Here is a 20,099-nt window from a genome sequence, read left to right on the forward strand (position 1 = left end):
ATCGACAGTCCTAATTGTTTCATCTGTACGCTTCCTTGCAGTGGCTACGATCTACCAAGTATTCTACAAGTTTTTGGGACTTATTCAGAGTTTCCTTAATGTTACAAACATTAACAGATTAGTTGAAAAACTGACTATCTGCGGTGTTAAGAACAGCCTACGAAATGCAGCCAGACAATTGCATAGTCGAAGCGAATAGAAACGAAAGAGTTGAAAAAATCGAGAGTAAAGTTAAGGAGTCTCTGATTAAGTCCTTCGACAGGACGAACGGTACTGTCATTTCGAGCATAGCGAGAAATCGATCCTGTTGATTCGCCAAGATTCCTCACTGCGTTCGGAATGACAAAGATGAGTTATTCAGAATTTTTTAACGATAACCCGGGCCCCTCTAAAAATCCAAATTTTGTCACAACACTTTGTTGCTCGCGCCTCGTTTTGTTTAGAACTTTGAATTTTTAGAAGTGCCCTTTAGTAAATGAGATTATTGCAGCACAATAAGGTATTCTCCACTGCGTAAATAATCTGATGTAGAGCCACAATGAAAGCCGAGAAAGATCAGCATACTCCCATGATGCAACAGTACTTGCGTATCAAGGCACAGCACCCCGACATGCTGATGTTTTATCGCATGGGGGATTTTTATGAGTTGTTTTTTGACGATGCGGAGAAAGCTGCAAAGCTCTTAGGAATTACTTTAACGCAACGTGGTGCTTCTGCCGGTAAGCCGATTAAAATGGCGGGAGTTCCCTATCATGCGGCGGAGCAATATTTGGCAAAACTGGTCAAGTCAGGTGAATCCGTAGCCATCTGCGAGCAGGTGGGCGATCCGGCGACCAGCAAAGGGCCTGTTGCACGGGAGGTTACCCGTATCATCACGCCTGGAACATTGACGGATGCGGCATTGCTTGAGGATAAACGTGATTGCATATTATTGGCTTTGTGGGTGCATGAATCGATTTTGGGATTGGCTTGGCTGAATCTGGCAGCAGGGCAATTACGCGTGATGGAGACATCGCCACAAAATCTGCTGAGCGAGCTGGAGCGTCTGCAACCGTCAGAGATTCTAGTGCCCGAGTCACTGAAACAAGCTGACATGCAAGGTAAAAACTGGGCGTTAAAGCGATTACCGGTGTGGCAGTTTGATAGCGATACCGCGCTTAGTAATCTTACGCGACAATTTGAAACGCATGATCTGTCCGGCTTTGGTTGTGAGGATTTGCCGATCGCGCTATGTGCCGCCGGTGCCTTATTGGAATACACTCGGTTGACTCAAGGATCTGTTGCTCTCCATATCACGTCATTACAAGCCGAGCGGGATAGTATTTATGTTCGAATGGATGCTGCGACACGGCGTAATCTGGAAATTTCAGAAACCATACGCGGTGAACGATCGCCTACGTTGTTGTCATTACTGGATACTTGCTCAACCAATATGGGCAGCCGTTTGTTGCAATTCTGGCTGCATCATCCGTTACGAGATCATGTGGTAATACAAAAGCGGCTCGGTAGCGTTGCAGCCTTGATCGGAGAAAGTGAGCCCAATAATTATTGGGTCGCACGGGATCTGCTTCGGAATTTTGTAGATGTTGAACGGATTACTGCCCGCATTGCACTCAAATCAGCGCGCCCGAGAGATTTGTCGGGTTTGCGTGATAGCCTGAAAATATTGCCGGAAGTCATTGAAGCCATTGCAAATGGTTCCAGCGAGAGAATTAGTCAATTGATTCTAGCTATGCAGATTGAACCGGCTCTTGTTGTGTTATTGAGTCAATCTTTGCTGGAAGAACCCGGTGTGGTGTTGCGTGAAGGCAATGTGATTGCCGATGGTTATGATGCCGAACTGGATGAATTGCGTGCCCTGCAAAATAATTGCGGTGAATTCTTGTTACAGCTGGAGATTCGTGAAAAAGAACGCACCGGTATTCCTAATCTCAAGGTGGAATATAACCGTGTGCATGGTTTCTATATCGAAGTCACGCACGCGCACAGTGAAAAAATTCCTACTGATTACCGGCGCAGACAAACATTAAAAAGTGCTGAGCGTTATATCACGCCAGAGCTAAAAGCTTTCGAAGATAAAGCATTATCCGCACAAGATCGCGCATTGGCACGGGAGAAATATTTATATGGTGAACTCCTGAATGCACTCTTGCCGTATATCCATCCGTTGCAGAAAATGGCTGCGAGCGTTGCGGAAATTGATGTTTTATGCGCATTTGCGGAGCGCGCACAGGTGCTTGACTATACCGTGCCGCATTTGTCGCATGAGGAAATTTTTGAGATCGATACGGGTCGCCACCCAGTTGTGGAAAGTCAGGTAGAAAACTTTGTTGCCAATGATGTTCAGTTAGGTGCTGACCATACCGGGAAACCGCAAATGTTGATAATTACCGGTCCCAACATGGGTGGTAAATCAACTTACATGCGACAAATCGCGCTGATCGCTTTACTGGCGCATTGCGGGTGTTATGTACCTGCCAAAAAAATACGCATCGGTGTGCTGGATCAGATTTTTACCCGTATTGGTGCTGCCGATGATCTTGCCAGCGGGCGTTCTACGTTTATGGTGGAAATGACGGAAACCGCCAATATACTTCATAACGCAACCGCACAAAGCCTGGTGCTTATGGATGAAGTCGGGCGCGGCACCTCAACTTTTGACGGTTTGGCGCTAGCGTTTGCCATTGCCCGACATTTGTTGAGCAGAAATCGCAGCTTTACACTTTTTGCCACGCATTACTTTGAATTAACGAAACTGGCTGAGGAGTTTAAGCAAATCCAAAATGTCCATTTGGATGCCGTGGAGTATAAACATCGCATTGTTTTTCTGCATAAAGTGGCAGCAGGTCCGGCTAGTCAAAGCTATGGTTTACAAGTTGCTGCACTGGCAGGCGTTCCAGAGTCAGTGATCAAAATAGCCAGAAAGCACTTGATTAAACTGGAGCAGGAAAGTGTAAAGAAAGAGCCTCAGCTGGATCTGTTTTCTTCTTCCATTCCAGAACCGGAAGAAGACATTCGGCAAGAACATCCGGTGATTGCAATGTTACAAAATCTCTCGCCGGATGAACTCAGCCCCAGGCAAGCACTGGAGCAGCTTTATTTACTGAAAAAAGCGATGGATACGACGCATAACAGTTAATCTGTTGAACAATCGAATGCTCATTTCATTAATGCTCATGCCCATGCTCACCATGCACATGCTGATGGGTAATTTCTTCTGTTGTGGCAGGGCGGACTGCAGTTACTGTGCAGACAAAAATCAATTTCATGCCCGCAAACGGATGATTGCCATCGACAATGACGGTATCGGTAGCAACTTCTGTAACCTGGTAGATGATAATGTCGTCTGAACCTTCTGCCCCCCCCTCAAAATGCATGCCAACTGACACGTTATCAGGAAAAGAGTCGCGCGGCTCGACGCGGATTAACTCAGCATCATATTCACCAAACGTATCCTCCGGGTCCATTGAAACCGTGCATGAATGACCAGTTTCCATTTCATGAAGCGCTTCCTCAACCAGAGGGAAAATGCCACCATAGCCGCCATGTAAATAACTGATCGGTGTATCCGTTTTCTCCAGAATTTTTCCGGTGTCATCTGATAATTCATAGTTGAGTGAAACGACTGTATTTTTCTCAATACGCATATTAAGTTTATCCTTGTTTAGTGATATCAAAAATTTAAATAGTATTAATAATCATGGTTGTTATCTGCTATCAGAGCCGAATTGAATAGATTTTATTATACGCACAAAGTAATTTCTTTCTTGTTTTGAGATAAACCTAGGAGTACATCTTACTAAATTTTAATGCATTGACAGGCGCAAAACTTTGCCGATGTATCTCACATGCGCCATGCGTTTGTAATGCAATCAAATGTTTTTTAGTAGGGTATCCTTTGTGCTGATCAAATCCATAGAGTGGAAAACACTCATGTAGTCTTTGCATTTCCTTATCACGTGTTGTCTTGGCTAAAATAGAGGCTGCTGAGATTTCAGGTATCAAGCTGTCACCCCGGATGATTGTACGTACCGGACATTCCAGGCGAGGACTTTGATTCCCATCGACAAGCACCATATCCGGTATGAAAGGTAAACTTTCTACAGCGCGTTTCATCGCGAGCAAACTTGCCTGTAGAATATTTAGCTGATCAATTTCTTGCACCGAGGCGGAAGCAATTGTCCATGCTGTGGCATATTTCTTGATAGTGATTGCAAGCGCTTCACGCTTTTTCTCACTCAACGCCTTAGAGTCGGCTAGTCCGGTTATTTTATAGGCACCGTTGAGTACCACACACGCGGCATAAACAGGCCCAGCCAATGGCCCTCTACCAGCTTCATCTACTCCGCAAATTACTTCATTCGCACTGAAAGTGTTAATTTTATTCTAAGCTCACTCGGTTGATAGGTACCAGGATAATACGAATTGATTTCTCAGCAGGCTGTTAAAACCTTTTGTATCGCCTTCGCGGTGTTAAAAATTCTGTATAAATGCGCTTCCCAGCCGGTTTTTACTTTGCATCGGCGGCACAGCCTCGAATACGTTTTTCAATGGTCTATTCATGGTTATACATTTCTTGCAGTACACATTAACTTAGCTTCAGTCACAAGCTGTCCATCGACTTCAGCGCGGGCTGAATATTTCCATAATCCCTTTATTTGCCGCTCTATGGCTACCTTGAGAATTAATTGATCACCAGCCATAACGGGTTTTTTAAAACGAACGCCGTCTATCCCGACAAAATAATAAACTGTATCGTCTTTGTTGATCGTATCTATCGTTCTCAGCGTCAGAATGGCTGCAGCTTGGGCTAGAGCCTCAACAATCAGGACACCCGGCATGACCGGATAATGCGGGAAATGCCCTGAAAAGAATGGTTCATTGATGGATACATTTTTTAATGCAACGATATCCTTGCCCGCCTCGTAGGAGATTACTTTGTCCACCAATAAAAGCGGGTAGCGATGAGGCAGGTATTTTAAGATTTCATGAATATTCATGGAGTTCATACTATTTTCCTTTTGACCCAAGACTTTTAGCAGGCCGTTGAAAAACTATCTACGTTGCCGCTGCGGTGTTAAAAACAGGTTCAAAATGCTCATTTATTAGGTATAAACTGCGCTTTTTCGCCTGTTTTTTCCTTGCATCGGCTGCCTCGAATACGTTTTTCAACAGCCTGTTAGTGATGACACTTGAACAGAATTTATTGGATTTTGTCCTATTCATTCTCGAGTGCCTTAATAACTTTATCTGTAATATCAATTCGTTGACTTCTATAAACGGAATCCTGGAGCTGTAATATCAGATCATATTTTTCTGTTTCAGCAATTTTACTGATAGCTCGATTGGTTCGTTCCAAAATTACACTGTATTCTTCATTCTGACGTACATTTAAGTCTTCTCGCATTTGCCTTTGCGCGCGTTGATATTCACGGCTCAGATTGGCAAGATTTCTTTCTAAATTACGCCGTTCGGTTTCTTCCATGGCAGTGCTGTCTTTTTCAAGCTTGTCTTGCAATGTTTTGGCTTGAACAGCCATTCTTTTGATATCTTCATCACGCGGCACAAATTCCTGATCTATTTTTTTCTGTGCCTGAATCGCTGGCAAGGATTCACGCAAAATTTTCTCTGTATTTACCACGCCAATTTTGATATCCCCGGCAAAAACCATAGCGGGTTCACTGATTGAAACTATGGTTATAAAAACTATAACCATAGTGCACCACCGATTGATTCGTTTTAGACCATTCACTGGATAGACCCCAACTAATTTTAGAATTGTTGCCCAAACATAAATTGGAAAGCTTGTAATCTATCAGCAGGCTGGTCGTTTAATGGTTCGGCAATACTGACTTTCAGTGGCCCCATCGGCGAAACCCAAGTGAGCGCAATGCCAGCCGAATAGCGCATTAAATTAAGGTCAATATCTCGGGTAAATACGGTACCGCCATCAAGGAATGTGCTTAATCGAAGTGATCTATCTTCTTTCATGAAGGGAATCGGGAAGAGCAGTTCGACATTACCAACGACGCGCTTGCTGCCACCTAATGAAAGTCCTCTTGCATCACGCTCACCTAAGGAATTCAGATCATAACCGCGCACAGAGTTATTACCCCCAGCAAAGAAGTTCTTGAAAAAAGGTAGTGAACGTCCAGTATACCCATCACCGTATCCAAATTCACCATTCAGCATGAGTGTCAGATTATCAGTAATGGGGTAAAACCATTTTTGATGGTAACTTATTTTATAATAATCTAAATCTCCGCCGGGAACACTGACTTCACCAAACAGCCGGTGCGTTGTTCCCGAAGTGGTCCAAATAGCGCTATCACGGCGATCACGTGCCCAAGTGAGCGTGAGTGGAAAATTATTGGTCGATCTTCCAAATTCGGTAACGAAATCTTTATTGCGTTGCGGGCTGCTGTCAAAAACACTTAACACGGTATTCTCAGCAGCCAGACCGATAGATACAATATCATTTTCAGCGATCGGTATACCGAGCCGCACACCTGCACCTACGGTTTCAGTTTTAAATGTACCAACCCGGGACAGGGGCCGTGTATCCAGGTCACGTTTGTAGACATCAAAACCAAGACTGACGCCATTCACAGTAAAATAAGGATTGGTGAATGATGCTGCATAAGTTTTGTTGATAGCGCCTGTATTTACGTCGAGACTAAAAAAATTGCCCGTACCAAAAATATTGTTCTGCGAAATTGAGCCGTTCAAAATTATGCCTTGACGATCAGAATAACCTGCACCGAACATGATAGATCCGGTTGGTCTTTCTTCTACTTTGACATTGATATCAACCTGGTCGGTTTTATTGGGCACAGCGGGCGTTTCCACATTAACACTGTTAAAGAAGAATAATCGGTCAACGCGTTGTCTGGAAATATTAATATTTTTAGTGGAATGCCAAGCGCCTTCCATTTGACGAAACTCACGACGTATCACCTCGTCGCGCGTACGATCATTGCCGGTAATGTTGATACGCCGGATATAGACACGCCGGCCTGGATCAATAAAGAATGTAAATGCTACTTGCCGTTTTTCATGATCCAATTCCGGTGATGCATTGATATTGGCAAATGCATAGCCATCATCACCTAAGCGGTCGGTAATTAATTTAGTGGATTCGGTCAATTTTTGGCGTGCAAATACTTCTCCAGCCTTTAGTAATATCAGTTTACGTATCTCTTCTTCTGGTAACAGGAGTTCTCCGGCTACTTTGATATCAGAGACTGTATATTGGGCACCTTCGGTAATATTGATCGTGATATAGATATCGCGCAAGTCTGGCGTGATGGAAACTTGAGTGGATTCAATATTGAATTCCAGATAACCTCGATCAAGATAATAAGAGCGGAGCGTCTCTAAATCAGCGGATAATTTCTGTTTTGAGTATTGATCATTTTTGGTGAACCAGCTTAGTAAGTCAGGTTTTCTGAGGACAAGTATACCGCGTAACTCTTTGTCTTGAAATTTCTCGTTACCGACAAAACTGATTTTCTTAATCCTGGCTGTCCGGCCTTCATTAATGTCAAAATTAATTGCAATACGATTACGTTCCAGTGGTGTGGTCGTTGTCGTTATCTTGACGGCATATTTTCCTCGGCTGATATATTGGCGTTTTAATTCCTGTTCGGCTCTATCTAAAAGCGAGCGGCTGAAAATCCGGGATTCCGATATGCCGGCCTGTTTTAAGCCCTCGAGTAATTTATCTTTCTCAAACTCTTTTGCACCATTAATACTAATTTGTGCAATAGCCGGTCGTTCATCAACTTCTACGATTAAAACGCCATTCTCGGATTTTAATTTTACGTCTTTGAAGAATCCGGTTGCATAGAGTGCCTTGATCGCTTCTGTTGCCTTTTCTTCATCAAGTGTATCGCCTACTTTAACAGGAAGATAGCTGAATACCGTACCAGCCTCAGTCCGCTGTATGCCTTCAACGCGAATATCCTTAACAATGAAAGAGTCGCTGGCCCAGGATGAGAAAGCATAAAAGAAGCTGACAAGTGCTACAAGAAACCGGAATTTCATTCTCTAACCAGTGATAAGCCGATTAATGTCGTTATAGATGGCAAATGCCATGAGTGTAAACAGCAAGGTTAAACCGATTTTTTGTCCAATCAAAATAGTTTTGTCAGAAAGAGGGCTTCCTTTAATTATTTCAATAAGATAATACATTAAATGCCCGCCATCTAGAATTGGGATTGGCAGTAAGTTCAGAACACCGATACTGACACTGATCAGCGCAAGAAATGCCAGATAGGATACCAATCCCATCTGCGCAGATTGACCGGCATAGTCGGCAATTGAAATCGGCCCGCTAATATTCTTCCAAGATACATCGCCGGTAATCATTTTGGATAACATTTGTAATGTCAGTATGGTTGTTTCCCAAGTCTTCTCGATAGCTTTCTGAAATGCTTTGCCGGGAGGATAGCTGACTGTGACAAGCAATTCTTCAAATTCGGACTGATTAACCACGGGTGCTACGCCGATCTTACCCACTTGCTTGCCATTTTCTGTGGTTTTCTCCGGTGTAATGGCAATCAATATGACTTGATTATTACGCAAAATATCTAGCTCCAGAGTGTTCTCCGGGTTTGTGCGTATCTGTTGAACAAAGTCCATCCAGGTAGGAGTTTCAGTATCATTGACGGCTAAAATTTCATCGCCTGCTAACAAACCGGCATGCTGACCAACACCATCGGCAACTACTTGTCCGATAACCGGCTTCAGAATGGGTTGATAGCTGCTAAGACCGATAATTCCTAGGAAATTTTCATTGAGCTTATCCGGGTCAATATGACTTAAATCCAGCTGTCGCCAATTGATCTCGCCATTTTTATTAATGGTTTGTATTTTTACGTTCGCTGATTGATCGATGGCATATCGTAATAAGGTCCAGCGAGCATCTTGCCAGCTGGCAACTGATTCGTTCTCGATAGTGACAATGGTTTCACCCGGCTCAAATTTTGCATACGCAGCAGGGGAGGCGGACTCAATTGGGCCAAGCACGGGTTTCATTCCATTAACACCCAAAATGAAGAGTAGCCAGTATAAAACAATAGCCAGCAAAAAATTGGCAATGGGGCCGGCTGCAACAATGGCAAAACGGCGTGCTACCGGTTGGCGGTTAAATGCGCGGGGTAAATCTTCAGGCGCTACTATCCCTTCATTCTCATCCAGCATCTTGACATAGCCACCCAATGGGATGGCTGCAATCACCCATTCTGTTTTGTCTTTTCCCAAACGCTTGCGAAAAATGGGTTGGCCAAAACCGATGCTGAACCGTAATACTTTTACGCCATTCCAGCGCGCTACCAGATAATGACCAAATTCATGAAACGTAATCAGTATGCCTAAGGCAATAATGAAAGAAATGATAGTATAAGCTATTGTCATATCAGGTCAGTGGGTGAGAAGTGCGCCTATGGGAAGATTTTAACTGCACGATACTATCATTAATTAAGAAAAATTGAATCGAGTCATGGCAGGCAGTTTTTCTCACTTTTTACTGCAGATTTGCAAGCCACTCGCGCGCTACGTCACGAGCCAGTGTGTCTGTTCTCAATACATCATCTAGCGTTACCATATCTTCTTGTTGTACTGTCTGCATAACATGTTCAATCATAGCTGGGATGGCAGTAAATTTCATGCGCTCTTTAAGAAAGGATTCTACAGCAATCTCATTTGCGGCATTGAGTACTGCAGGCATATTTCCGCCTGACGCAAGCGCTTGGTAGGCTAGACCCAGGCATGGGAATCTTTTAAAATCGGGTTCTTCAAAATCAAGATGCGCAACTTTGAACATATCTAAATCGGACACTCCGCTTTCTATTCGCTCGGGATAACCCATCGCGTGCGCAATCGGGGTACGCATATCAGGATTACCCAATTGTGCTATGACTGAACCATCGACATAGGCAACCATCGAATGGATCACACTTTGTGGATGAATCACAACCTGAATCTTATCCGGAGGCGCATCAAACAGCCAATGCGCTTCAATTACTTCCAATCCTTTATTCATCATGGTGGCAGAATCGACGGAAATCTTCTGTCCCATGTCCCAATTTGGATGCGCACAGGCCTGTTCTGGCGTTACTTTCTCCAGCGTAGCTAATGGTGTGCACCGAAATGGCCCGCCTGAAGCAGTTAGCAGTATGCGGCTGATGCCGTTCGCGGTTAAGTTACCATTGAAATGATGCGGTAGAGATTGATAAATCGCATTATGTTCGCTATCGATAGGTAGCAGTGTTGCGTTGTGCTGTTTGACCAGATCCATGAAAATACGCCCGGCCATCACCAGAGTTTCTTTATTGGCAAGCAATACAAGTTTCCCGGTTCGAGCCGCAGCAAACGTTGGAAGGATACCGGCAGCACCTACAATTGCTGCCATGACAGCATCCACTTCAGGAAGAGAAGCTACCTTTTCCAATGATTCAATACCCGATAATACTTCGGTATCTATCCTGGCTGCCTGAATTGCGCTGGCCAATTGCTCCGCACTTTCTCTATCCAGCATTACCGCATAACGCGGCTGGAAGCGTTGGCATTGCGATAACATTTTTTCAACATTTTGATTGGCAGTTAACGCAAATGCCCGAAAGCGGTCAGGGTGGCGTGCTATCACATCCAGTGTGCTCTCTCCAATGCTACCGGTGGAGCCGAGTATCGTTATTTGGCGGACAGTTTTCATAAAGCGGGCGAATAAAAAATGAGTAGTGCCAATATGGCGAATGGCAATGAAGAAGTCAAAGCATCAATCCGATCCAGTATTCCACCATGCCCTGGCAGAATATTTCCGCTATCCTTGACATTGGCATGGCGTTTTATCAATGATTCATACAAATCACCGATGATGCCTAATATGGCCATCAATAACAGCAGTGGTAGCAACTTTGAAGCTAAAGATTCTTCATTAAGCCAGAAATCCCAAATCAAGCCATAAATTAATACGGCAATTAAAGCACCGGCAACGCCTTCCCAAGTTTTATTCGGACTAATAGTGGGCGCAAGTTTGTGCTTGCCAAACGATCGTCCGGTAAAATAAGCCGCTGTATCGGAAATCCAGATGGTTGCCATAAAGCCTAGTAAAAGTAATGGACTGATAGCACGTAACTGATAGAGCGCAAGACAGGTTGGTAACAACAGCATCCAGCCGATTAGCATCCAGATATATGGGTTTTTAACAAAAAAGAGCTGCTTCAGATATAACGGTGCACATACTATCCAGAATGCAGCCGACAATATATATATCCACATTGGATCTGACGAGTAGGCATCAACTTTTATCGATTCACTTAATTGAAACAATAATTCTCCACCCGCCAAAGTCGTGAGTAACATAAAAAAGATCGTATTTTTGACAGAAAATCTAGCTAATTGACTCCATTCGCGGGATCCGATAACTGCCAGAGCAAGTAACAAAGTAGCCCAAAAAATATCTTGCAGGAAAAATAATGCCGAGAGGAATAAAGGCAATACGATAATTGCAGTGAGGATACGGGCTTTAAGCATTTAAAATGATCTTCTTATCCTTTAGCAGATATGCCCATTTGAATTTGCTCACTTGTACAGCCAAACCGGCGTTCTCGCTGCTGATACGATTGAATGGCTAACTCCAGTTCATGTTCGTCAAAGTCAGGCCATAGCGTATTGGTGAAATATAATTCCGTATAAGCAAGTTGCCATAATAAAAAATTACTGACCCGGCATTCTCCACCAGTGCGAATAAACAAATCTGGCTCAGGAGCATAGCTCATCGAAAGATATTGCGCCAGGTTTTCTTCTTCAAAATTAAGTGGCAAATTCGTTGATTGCGCCATCATTTCTCGCATGGCCTGCATGATATCCCAGCGGCCACCGTAGTTGGCTGCTATGGTAAATGTAAGGCGTGTATTTTCGGCAGTCAGTTGTTCGCCAATCTGAATGGATTCTATGATCTTAGGCTCAAATTTTGATAAATCACCGATTACTTTAAAATGAATACCATTTTCATGGAGCTTTGTAATTTCTTGTTCTAAAGCACCAAGGAAAAGTTGCATCAAAGAGGTAATTTCGTCAGTAGGGCGTCGCCAGTTTTCACTGCTAAAAGCAAATAAAGTGAGATAGGAAATATTGCGTTCCATGCAAGATTTAATAACACCACGAACCGTTTCAACACCTTGTTTATGTCCAGCAATACGGGGCAAATAGCGATTCTGAGCCCATCGGCCATTACCATCCATGATAATAGCGATATGTTTTGGTATTGCTCCTGTTTCAGGTATCTCTCGGGTTGAACTTGGGCCTTGAGGCATATCAAACAGCCATCAATTCGGCTTCTTTAACTTGTAAAACTTTATCGATCTCTGTGATGTAGCGGTCCGTAAGCTTCTGGATCTCATCTTGGCCACGACGCTCATCATCTTCCGATACTTCTTTGGATTTTAATAACTCTTTTAAGTGAGCATTCGCATCGCGGCGAATATTACGCATTGCAATGCGGACAGCTTCCGCTTCATGTTTGACCACTTTAATAAGATCACGGCGCCGCTCTTCAGTGAGAGCCGGCATTGGCACACGAATAGTTTCACCCACAGGCATCGGATTTAAACCCAAGTCAGATTCACGAATTGCCTTTTCAATGGCCAATGCCATTTTCTTTTCCCAAGGAATAACGCCAATCGTGCGTGCATCGATTAGATTGACATTTGCTAATTGGTTAATCGGAGTTTGCGCGCCATAATAATCAACCATGACATGATCCAATAGACCAGTATGAGCCCGGCCACTTCTGACTTTACTCAAATCTACTTTCAATGCTTCCAGGCTTTTTTGCATTTTCTGTTCAGCAGACTTTTTTACATCGGCAATCATAATATTCATTCCTTTTGCGTCTATTCTCAGGAAGCTAACTATATTTTAATCAGACTGTTACCAAGGTTCCTTCATCTTCTCCCGTTATTATACGTTTTAGAGCCCCAGCCTTGAAAATACTAAATACATTCAGTGGCAATTTCTGATCACGGCATAATGTTAACGCCGTTGCATCCATTACTTGCAAATTTTTGGCAATAGCTTCATCAAAAGATAATTTATGGAAACGAGTTGCATCCGAATTAATTTTTGGGTCGCTAGTATAAATACCATCCACCTTTGTTGCTTTAAGCATGATATCCACATTCATTTCCATGCCACGTAAAGCAGCCGCAGTATCGGTAGTAAAAAAAGGATTGCCCGTTCCTGCTGCAAAAATCACTATCCTGCCGTCTTTCAGATAACGCATTGCTCGTCCGCGGATATAAGGCTCTACCACCTGCTCGATTCGCAAAGCTGATTGTATGCGCGGCACCAGCCCAACCAATTTCATGGCATCTTGCAGGGCTAAAGCATTCATCACAGTAGCTAACATACCCATATAATCTGCGGTAACACGCTCAAGCCCATCATTGGCTGATTTCATGCCGCGAAAGATATTCCCACCGCCTACAACAATCGCAATTTCAACGCCAAGTTTGCTAACTTCTTCAATTTCAGCAACAATTCTTCCCATTACGGTATGATTAATACCATATTTGTCTTCGCCCATCAGGGCTTCGCCGGATAGCTTTAGCAAAATACGTTTATAAGTAGCGGTGGTCATTGATTATAAATTTGAGATTATGGTAGTTTGCTTTATTTGGCTTGTTCCATCTGTGCTTTTACTTCTTCTGCAAAATTTTCAGATTTCTTTTCTATTCCTTCACCGACGATGAACATTGTAAAACTATTTACTTTGGCAGATTTCTTTGCCAATAATTTTTCTATAGTTTGCTCTGGATCTTTAACAAAAGGCTGACCCAGCAAAGTTATTTCGGCTAAATATTTTGCAATTCGGCCATCAACCATTTTCTCAATAATATTTGCTGGTTTTCCACTTTCGGCAGCCTGGGCTGTAAAAATCTGGCGCTCATGCTCCAATACATCTGCAGATACCTGTTCTTTTGAAACACACACCGGCTTACTTGCTGCAATATGCATAGCAATATCTTTACCTAACGCTTCATCACCCCCAACATAGTCTACCATCACACCGATCTTGGTTCCGTGAAGATAATAAGCCAGTTGACCTTTTGTTGCATGACGTCCGCAACGGCGAATACTAATGTTCTCACCCAATTTCATAATCAATGCCTTACGAACCGCCTCAACAGTTTCACCACTTGACAACAGTGCATCACTGAGTGCTGTAATTGCGGTCAAGTTCTTTGTTGCAATAAGCTCAGCCAGTTTTCTGGCAAAATCAATAATATCCTCATTTCTGGCAACAAAATCTGTCTCGCAATTAACTTCAATCAGCGCGCCACATTGACCGTCTGCTGAGACATAGGCACCAATTACACCTTCGGCTGCGATTCGGCCTGCTGCCTTACTTGCCTTGGCACCACTTTTGATTCTCAACAGATCTTCTGCCGCTTTCATATCGCCGTCAGTCTCTGCCAAGGCCTTTTTGCAATCCATCATGCCAAGCCCAGTCATCTCACGCAATTCTTTGACCATGCTTGCGGTAATATCCGCCATATTTACTCCAGATACAAAATTTAGTTTATGAATAGGATATAGATATTTATTAAGACAAAGATATTTTTATCATAAAGGCTATTTTTATAACAATCAGATAGATTATGTATTTATCTGATTGTTAATTTATAAATGCCAGTATGCTAATACAAATACAGAATTGTCGTCGTTTTATTCGGCTTCTGCACTCATTTCCACGATTTCCTGAATAGATTGATTACGTCCTTCAAGAACAGCATCGGCTGCGCCACGAGCATATAAACGTATTGCCCGGCTTGAGTCATCATTTCCAGGAATCAGATATTGCAATCCATCTGGATTATGATTGGTATCGATCACACCAATTACCGGAATGCCAAGTTTCTTGGCTTCTGTAATAGCGCCTTTTTGATATCCAACATCTATTACAAATAACGCATCCGGCAGGCCTTTCATATCTTTGATGCCACCTAAACTGCTATTGAGCTTATCCAATTCTCGATGAAGATCGAGTGCTTCCTTTTTTACAAGCTTATCCAACGTTCCGTCCTGAACCATTGTTTCCATATCTTGTAAGCGTTTGATGGATTGTTTGATGGTTTTGAAATTAGTTAACATGCCGCCTAACCAGCGTTGATCCACATAGGGGGATCCGCATCGCGTTGCTTCTTCGCGGACAATATCGCGTGCTTGCCGCTTGGTACCTACAAATAAGATAACCCCTTTGTTTGCTGATAATTGGCGCACGTATTTCATGGCCTCTTCATACATCACCAATGTCTTTTCTAGATTGATAATATGGATTTTATTGCGATGGCCAAAGATATAGGGCGCCATTTTCGGATTCCAGAAGCGTGTCTGATGCCCAAAATGAACACCTGCTTCCAGCATTTGACGCATAGTTACTGACATAAATTTTCTCCATTAGGATTGAGCCTCCATTCATCCCAGCAGCTCTAAATTGTTTAGGGCACTTAGACAAATGTGTGAATTTAATTTGACCTGCATATCATGCATTATTACGTAGATAGTCAAATTAGCGTTGCATTATAGCATTTTCTTATGCTTACTCAAGCTGATAAGAATTTGAATGAAGAGATGAGGATGATGTTTATATTGCGAGGGAGTATTTTACTGCTGTATACCAGACGTGATCGAAGACCACTATAATGATCGAAGATGGTGTTGGCAATTCTCAAGTAACACAGGATGAGTTTCCCATTTTCATTCTTAAGCGGGCAATATCGTTTATTTGAATATGTTTATTGTCAACGGTAATGATATGCTCGTCTTGTAGTTTAGAGAAAGCACGGCTAACGGTTTCTAGCTTAAGACCAAGATAGCTACCAATTTCCTCGCGAGTCATGCGCAGATTGAAATCGGATTCGGAATAACCACGCACAAGAAAGCGGCGCGACAAATTCAGCAAAAATGTTGCTAAGCGTTCTTCAGCTTTCATGCTGCCCAGTAACAACATAACGCCATGATCCCGAACTATTTCACGACTCATAATTTTATGAAAATGACGCATAAGGGATGGAATAATTCGGCTAATTTCCTCTAATTTGGCAAAGGGAATTTCACATACTTCGCTATCTTCAAGAGCAACCGCATCACAAGTATGTGTGTCTGTGCTGATAGCGTCCAAACCCAGCAATTCTCCAGTCATATGAAAACCGGTAACTTGCTGCCGCCCATCTTGTTCAAGTACACATGTCTTTAGAAATCCGCTACGAATAGCAAATAATGATTGGAACTTTGCGCCCGTATGATGCAGATACCCGCCCCGCTGGATCTTGCGTTTATGACTTACTACATCACCCAGAACTTGAATTTCATCATCATTAAGGCCAACCGGTAAACATAGTTCACGCAGACTACAAGAAGCACAGCTTGATCTTATGTGTGAAATATCAAGATGATTACGTAGTGGAGTATCGTGAAGCAAAGTATTTTCCGAATGTAGAGCATTACATTTTTAGAGAATTACATTTCAGTGTCTTGATTGATCTGAATCAAAATTAATATTTTAGATTCAATTACAATTTTACCGATTTTATTAAAAAGTGGATATTCTTTTTTGACATTGCGTTGTTAATAGATGTGTGATTGAGCGGGGTGGTCGGCGCTTGATGTTATTCAATCCAATTTTCTTTAGGTTACATTCTTCACAAAGTGAGATTCCCGGTGCATCCATTATTTTTTTCTGGCTTATCTTCTGATTCGCTTGAAATCAATTCAGATCTTTTACGCCATTTTGGAGGCTATTATTCTGACTATCATTTGTATCCGGGCACAGATTATTTTGTCGAAGCATTTGATGCGTATACCTACTTATCTTGGTTGAGTAATCGCAAATCGGGACACTTTCGCCGCCTCTTATCGTTATATGTGCATATTCCATTTTGCACATCCTTATGTTTCTATTGCAATTCTAGTCAGATTATCCCAGATAATAATAATGATATAAAAACATATCTTGATTACTTGACACGTGAAATAAGACTTCAAGGGCAATTTCTCAAAGAAGACCCAAGAGTTGAGCAATTATATTTTGGGGGTGGGACCCCGACCCTCCTGAGTGAGACTCAGTTAAGCCACATTATGAAAGAAATCCAGCAAAATTTTCTTTTGGTAAAAGAGGGGAAATATTGCATAGAGATCGATTCACGGCAAATCGCTCATCTTTCAATGCAGGCATTGAAACAAATGGGATTTAATTGCGCAATTATTGGCGTTCAGGATTTTGATCATCAGGTACAGAAAACCATCCAACGCTTGCAAACAGAAGATTCTACGTTGTGCGCGATCCAGAGCGCGCAACAAGCCGGTTTTAAAACGATTAGAGTTGAACTGATTTTCGGATTACCAAAACAAACTGTAAAGAAGTTTGAATACACCTTGGAAAGAATCATTGATGCAAGTCCAAATCAAATAAATTTATTGAATTATCTTCACTTGCCAGAAAAATTCAAATCGCAACGGAACATTAATTTGGAAGATTTACCCGATACAGAAACCCGGCTTGAGATGTTGTTGCTCGCAATTGCTCGATTAACTGATGCTTGTTATAGCCATATTGGCATGAATCTTTTTGCCACGCGCGACGATCAATTGGTCATAGCGCAGCGGCAAGGCAGGCTTCATTATAGTTTGCAAGGTTATTCGGTTTATCCTGATTGTGATCGAATTGCATTAGGTACATCTGGGATTGGTCGCATTGGCCCAACCTTAAATCAGAATCAATGTGATCTTTTGCAATACTACGACAAGCTGGAACAGAATATTCTTCCCATTTTGCGTGGCATTGAATTAAGTGCTGATGATTTGATACGGCGTTCTGTCATGCAAGCACTGATTTGTCATTCAATACTCTCATTTGAATCAGTAGAAACTTATTTTCCAATTGAATTCAAACACTACTTTGCAACAGAGTTAACAGAGCTTTTGATGTACGAGCAAGCTGGTTTGGTAACGCTAGATGCTGACGAGATTATTGTAACCCCTATAGGGCAGCTACTACTGAGCGGTATTTGCAGAGTTTTTGATAAATATTTACGCGCTAATCAGCAACGCAAAAATAACTCGATGCATCTATAAGCTTTTCTTGCCTGAGAATCCGTTTCGGCTCTCAGGCAAGAAAAATTATTTGACTTCGCTATTGGTTAAAACATATTCGGCTAAACGATCTGCAGCTTCGCCCTGAATATTCTTGAACGCGGGCATTCTCATACTTCCCGATTGAAACTTCTTGATAACAGCATCCTTATTGGCGACTTTCTCACTGAGTATCATTGCAACGTTAGCACTTAAAGGTTTATGGCATTCGGTGCAAGCCGTGCTGAAGATTTGTTCACCTGATGCGCCTGCTGGCGGGGTATAGTCTTTACTTGCGCCACAACCGGCTAATATAAGCAGCGCCGATATTGTTAATGCAAAATTTAATTTTTTCATTTTCTAACTCCAGTTCGTTTAGTTCAAATAAAATCGAGAATGATCTCGATCCCAGTTCAATATATAAATTGTTATTTAAGGAAGCTTTGGCAATCAATACCATAGATTTATCGCCACGCTCGAAACGACAGTTATTCAGAGATTCCTTAAGAAATTTCACCCAGGCTTCACAATTTAGCTGGCCTAACATACCTAGTAATACGACAGCTTGTCAAACAAATGTTTTATAAAATCTATTGATCAATACGGATCGGTTTCTCATTATCCCTCAACTTATAAGGGACGCTTAGTATTGTTCCTAAATGCAACAAAATCACAACCAGTGTAAAAAATGAATAGCCTTCAATAATCAAGGGATTTTTAGCTAAAAAAACAACACTGGCTGCTATTTCTTTGACGCCATTCTTTTTCTTGACACTTTCTTAACATTTGGCATGCTAATGTGTGCGCTGGCATAATAAAAACATGATCAAAATTTTTAAATTCTTAATTTAGGTTCTTCAATCTTAATTAGAATTAGCTGTAATAACACTAATCATGATAGTTGTTCTTCTTGACACTTTCTTGACATTTATTATGTTATTGTCGCTCGCTGAAAATAATGGTCGGTTTTATCCACAGTTTATATAAACTGTGGATTATGTGAGAAATGGGACGGTAGATTTTATATCCAATGAACGTGGTTTGGGATGACAGATCTATAACTTTAACTGATTTTTTAAAGATAAGATTGTTTCAAAGGGGAGATTGTATGTTGAGAAAAATAAATAGTTTAATTGTAGGAGCTGCACTCGGTTTAGCGCTTAGTAGCTCAGCTATTGCTGACACTTTCGTAGAGGATTTTCAAACGTGGGGAAATGTTACTGCACAAGGTAGCTTTGCACCGATTAATCCCGACTTAAAGAAGTTCAGATACTGGCTTGAAGGGCAAGGCCGTTTTGGTAATGATGCTTCAGTGGTTTCGCAAGGGATTATTCGTCCCGGTTTAGGTTACTCGGTTAACGATAAAACATCCGTTTGGTTGGGTTATGCTTGGGTTCCAACGGGCCATCCGTTTGCACTTGCAAGTCCTTATAACGAAAATCGTATCTGGCAACAACTGCTGTGGGCTGACAATTTTTCCTTTGGTAGACTCACCAGCCGTTCACGATTTGAGCAGCGTTTCTATGATCATAATGCGCCGATTGCCGGCTCAAATGATGTGAATCATCGTTTCCGCCAGTTGATTAAACTAGCTATACCCATGCCTTTTATATCGCCTAACGTTAGTTTCATCATTCAAGATGAATTATTCATTAATATGACTAACGCTAATAATCCTGGCTTTATTAGTCAAGGATTCGATCAGAACCGATTTTTTACAGGACTGGCTTATAAATGGAATTCCGTTGCAACGACCGAGATCGGCTATATGAATCTGTACTTCAATAGACCGCATAGCCCTCGTGCGGATCAGATGTTGCATATTCTTGGAGTTAACTTGTTTCTGAATTTCTGATGAAATAACTGTGTGACAGTGTTTATGTGACACATCATTTGAGCTTCTTTATAGCCGGTTAATCTTCTGCAGTATAAGAAGTTAACCGGCTAAAGTTTTTCTGCTGATC

18 protein-coding genes are annotated in these 20,099 nt (G+C 42.2%); 3 read left to right on the top strand and 15 right to left on the bottom strand.

Features of this window, described 5'->3' with window-relative positions; translation table 11 throughout:
* Positions 1-538: 538 nt before the first annotated feature.
* Positions 539-3,139 (top strand): DNA mismatch repair protein MutS, encoded by a 2,601-nt coding sequence (mutS, locus tag ACH10T_RS12260; RefSeq protein WP_394809552.1) that lies wholly within the window; start codon positions 539-541, stop codon positions 3,137-3,139.
* A 28-nt stretch (positions 3,140-3,167) separates the two neighbouring features.
* Here mutS and ACH10T_RS12265 read toward each other — a convergent pair whose 3' ends face one another.
* From ACH10T_RS12265 to fnr, 14 genes are all read right to left on the bottom strand, one after another.
* Positions 3,168-3,647 carry a peptidylprolyl isomerase gene (locus tag ACH10T_RS12265; protein WP_394809553.1) on the bottom strand — a complete coding sequence of 160 codons (480 nt, stop codon included), beginning with the start codon at positions 3,645-3,647 and terminating at the stop codon, positions 3,168-3,170.
* A gap of 136 nt (positions 3,648-3,783) precedes the next feature.
* Positions 3,784-4,380 (bottom strand): ribonuclease HII, encoded by a 597-nt coding sequence (rnhB, locus tag ACH10T_RS12270; RefSeq protein WP_394809573.1) that lies wholly within the window; start codon positions 4,378-4,380, stop codon positions 3,784-3,786.
* A gap of 185 nt (positions 4,381-4,565) precedes the next feature.
* The gene (fabZ, locus tag ACH10T_RS12275) at positions 4,566-5,009 is read right to left on the bottom strand and encodes a 3-hydroxyacyl-ACP dehydratase FabZ (RefSeq protein WP_394809554.1); all 444 of its coding nucleotides are present in this window, start codon (positions 5,007-5,009) and stop codon (positions 4,566-4,568) included.
* Between the two features lie 209 nt (positions 5,010-5,218).
* The gene (locus ACH10T_RS12280; RefSeq protein ID WP_394809555.1) at positions 5,219-5,716 is read right to left on the bottom strand and encodes an OmpH family outer membrane protein; all 498 of its coding nucleotides are present in this window, start codon (positions 5,714-5,716) and stop codon (positions 5,219-5,221) included.
* Positions 5,717-5,772: 56 nt separating this feature from the next.
* The gene (bamA, locus tag ACH10T_RS12285) at positions 5,773-8,046 is read right to left on the bottom strand and encodes an outer membrane protein assembly factor BamA (protein ID WP_394809556.1); all 2,274 of its coding nucleotides are present in this window, start codon (positions 8,044-8,046) and stop codon (positions 5,773-5,775) included.
* 3 nt (positions 8,047-8,049) lie between these two features.
* Complete coding sequence (rseP, locus tag ACH10T_RS12290; RefSeq protein WP_394809557.1) at positions 8,050-9,417, bottom strand: RIP metalloprotease RseP; 1,368 nt, start codon at positions 9,415-9,417, stop codon at positions 8,050-8,052.
* 109 nt (positions 9,418-9,526) lie between these two features.
* On the bottom strand, positions 9,527-10,714 hold the full coding sequence (gene ispC, locus ACH10T_RS12295) for a 1-deoxy-D-xylulose-5-phosphate reductoisomerase (protein WP_394809558.1): 1,188 nt from the start codon (positions 10,712-10,714) through the stop codon (positions 9,527-9,529).
* The gene (locus tag ACH10T_RS12300; RefSeq protein ID WP_394809559.1) at positions 10,711-11,535 is read right to left on the bottom strand and encodes a phosphatidate cytidylyltransferase; all 825 of its coding nucleotides are present in this window, start codon (positions 11,533-11,535) and stop codon (positions 10,711-10,713) included. The genes ispC and ACH10T_RS12300 overlap by 4 nt, the downstream gene beginning before the upstream one ends.
* Positions 11,536-11,549: 14 nt before the next feature.
* Positions 11,550-12,317, bottom strand: coding sequence for a polyprenyl diphosphate synthase (gene uppS, locus ACH10T_RS12305; protein WP_394809560.1), 768 nt, complete (start codon positions 12,315-12,317; stop codon positions 11,550-11,552).
* Between the two features lies 1 nt (position 12,318).
* Positions 12,319-12,876, bottom strand: a complete 558-nt coding sequence (gene frr / locus ACH10T_RS12310) for a ribosome recycling factor (protein ID WP_394809574.1) — start codon at positions 12,874-12,876, stop codon at positions 12,319-12,321.
* A 49-nt stretch (positions 12,877-12,925) separates the two neighbouring features.
* Positions 12,926-13,642 (bottom strand): UMP kinase, encoded by a 717-nt coding sequence (pyrH, locus tag ACH10T_RS12315; RefSeq protein ID WP_394809561.1) that lies wholly within the window; start codon positions 13,640-13,642, stop codon positions 12,926-12,928.
* Positions 13,643-13,674: 32 nt separating this feature from the next.
* Complete coding sequence (gene tsf, locus ACH10T_RS12320) at positions 13,675-14,559, bottom strand: translation elongation factor Ts (protein ID WP_394809562.1); 885 nt, start codon at positions 14,557-14,559, stop codon at positions 13,675-13,677.
* Positions 14,560-14,730: 171 nt separating this feature from the next.
* Complete coding sequence (gene rpsB, locus ACH10T_RS12325; protein ID WP_292993640.1) at positions 14,731-15,450, bottom strand: 30S ribosomal protein S2; 720 nt, start codon at positions 15,448-15,450, stop codon at positions 14,731-14,733.
* Between the two features lie 283 nt (positions 15,451-15,733).
* A complete protein-coding gene (gene fnr / locus ACH10T_RS12330) occupies positions 15,734-16,486 on the bottom strand; it encodes a fumarate/nitrate reduction transcriptional regulator Fnr (RefSeq protein ID WP_394809563.1) in 753 nt (250 codons plus the stop codon).
* A 239-nt stretch (positions 16,487-16,725) separates the two neighbouring features.
* On the opposite strand from fnr, the gene hemN reads away from it, so the two are divergent.
* Complete coding sequence (gene hemN / locus ACH10T_RS12335) at positions 16,726-18,138, top strand: oxygen-independent coproporphyrinogen III oxidase (protein ID WP_394809564.1); 1,413 nt, start codon at positions 16,726-16,728, stop codon at positions 18,136-18,138.
* 45 nt (positions 18,139-18,183) lie between these two features.
* On the opposite strand, the gene ACH10T_RS12340 is transcribed toward hemN, so the two are convergent.
* Positions 18,184-18,492: a c-type cytochrome gene (locus tag ACH10T_RS12340; protein ID WP_394809565.1), complete on the bottom strand. Its 309-nt coding sequence runs from the start codon at positions 18,490-18,492 to the stop codon at positions 18,184-18,186.
* Positions 18,493-19,243: 751 nt separating this feature from the next.
* On the opposite strand from ACH10T_RS12340, the gene ACH10T_RS12345 reads away from it, so the two are divergent.
* Positions 19,244-19,990 carry a DUF2490 domain-containing protein gene (locus tag ACH10T_RS12345; RefSeq protein WP_394809566.1) on the top strand — a complete coding sequence of 249 codons (747 nt, stop codon included), beginning with the start codon at positions 19,244-19,246 and terminating at the stop codon, positions 19,988-19,990.
* The last annotated feature ends 109 nt before the right edge of the window (positions 19,991-20,099 follow it).

It is taken from the genome of Nitrosomonas sp. (assembly GCF_043753625.1).
In the GTDB taxonomy this organism is placed as follows: Bacteria; Pseudomonadota; Gammaproteobacteria; order Burkholderiales; family Nitrosomonadaceae; genus Nitrosomonas.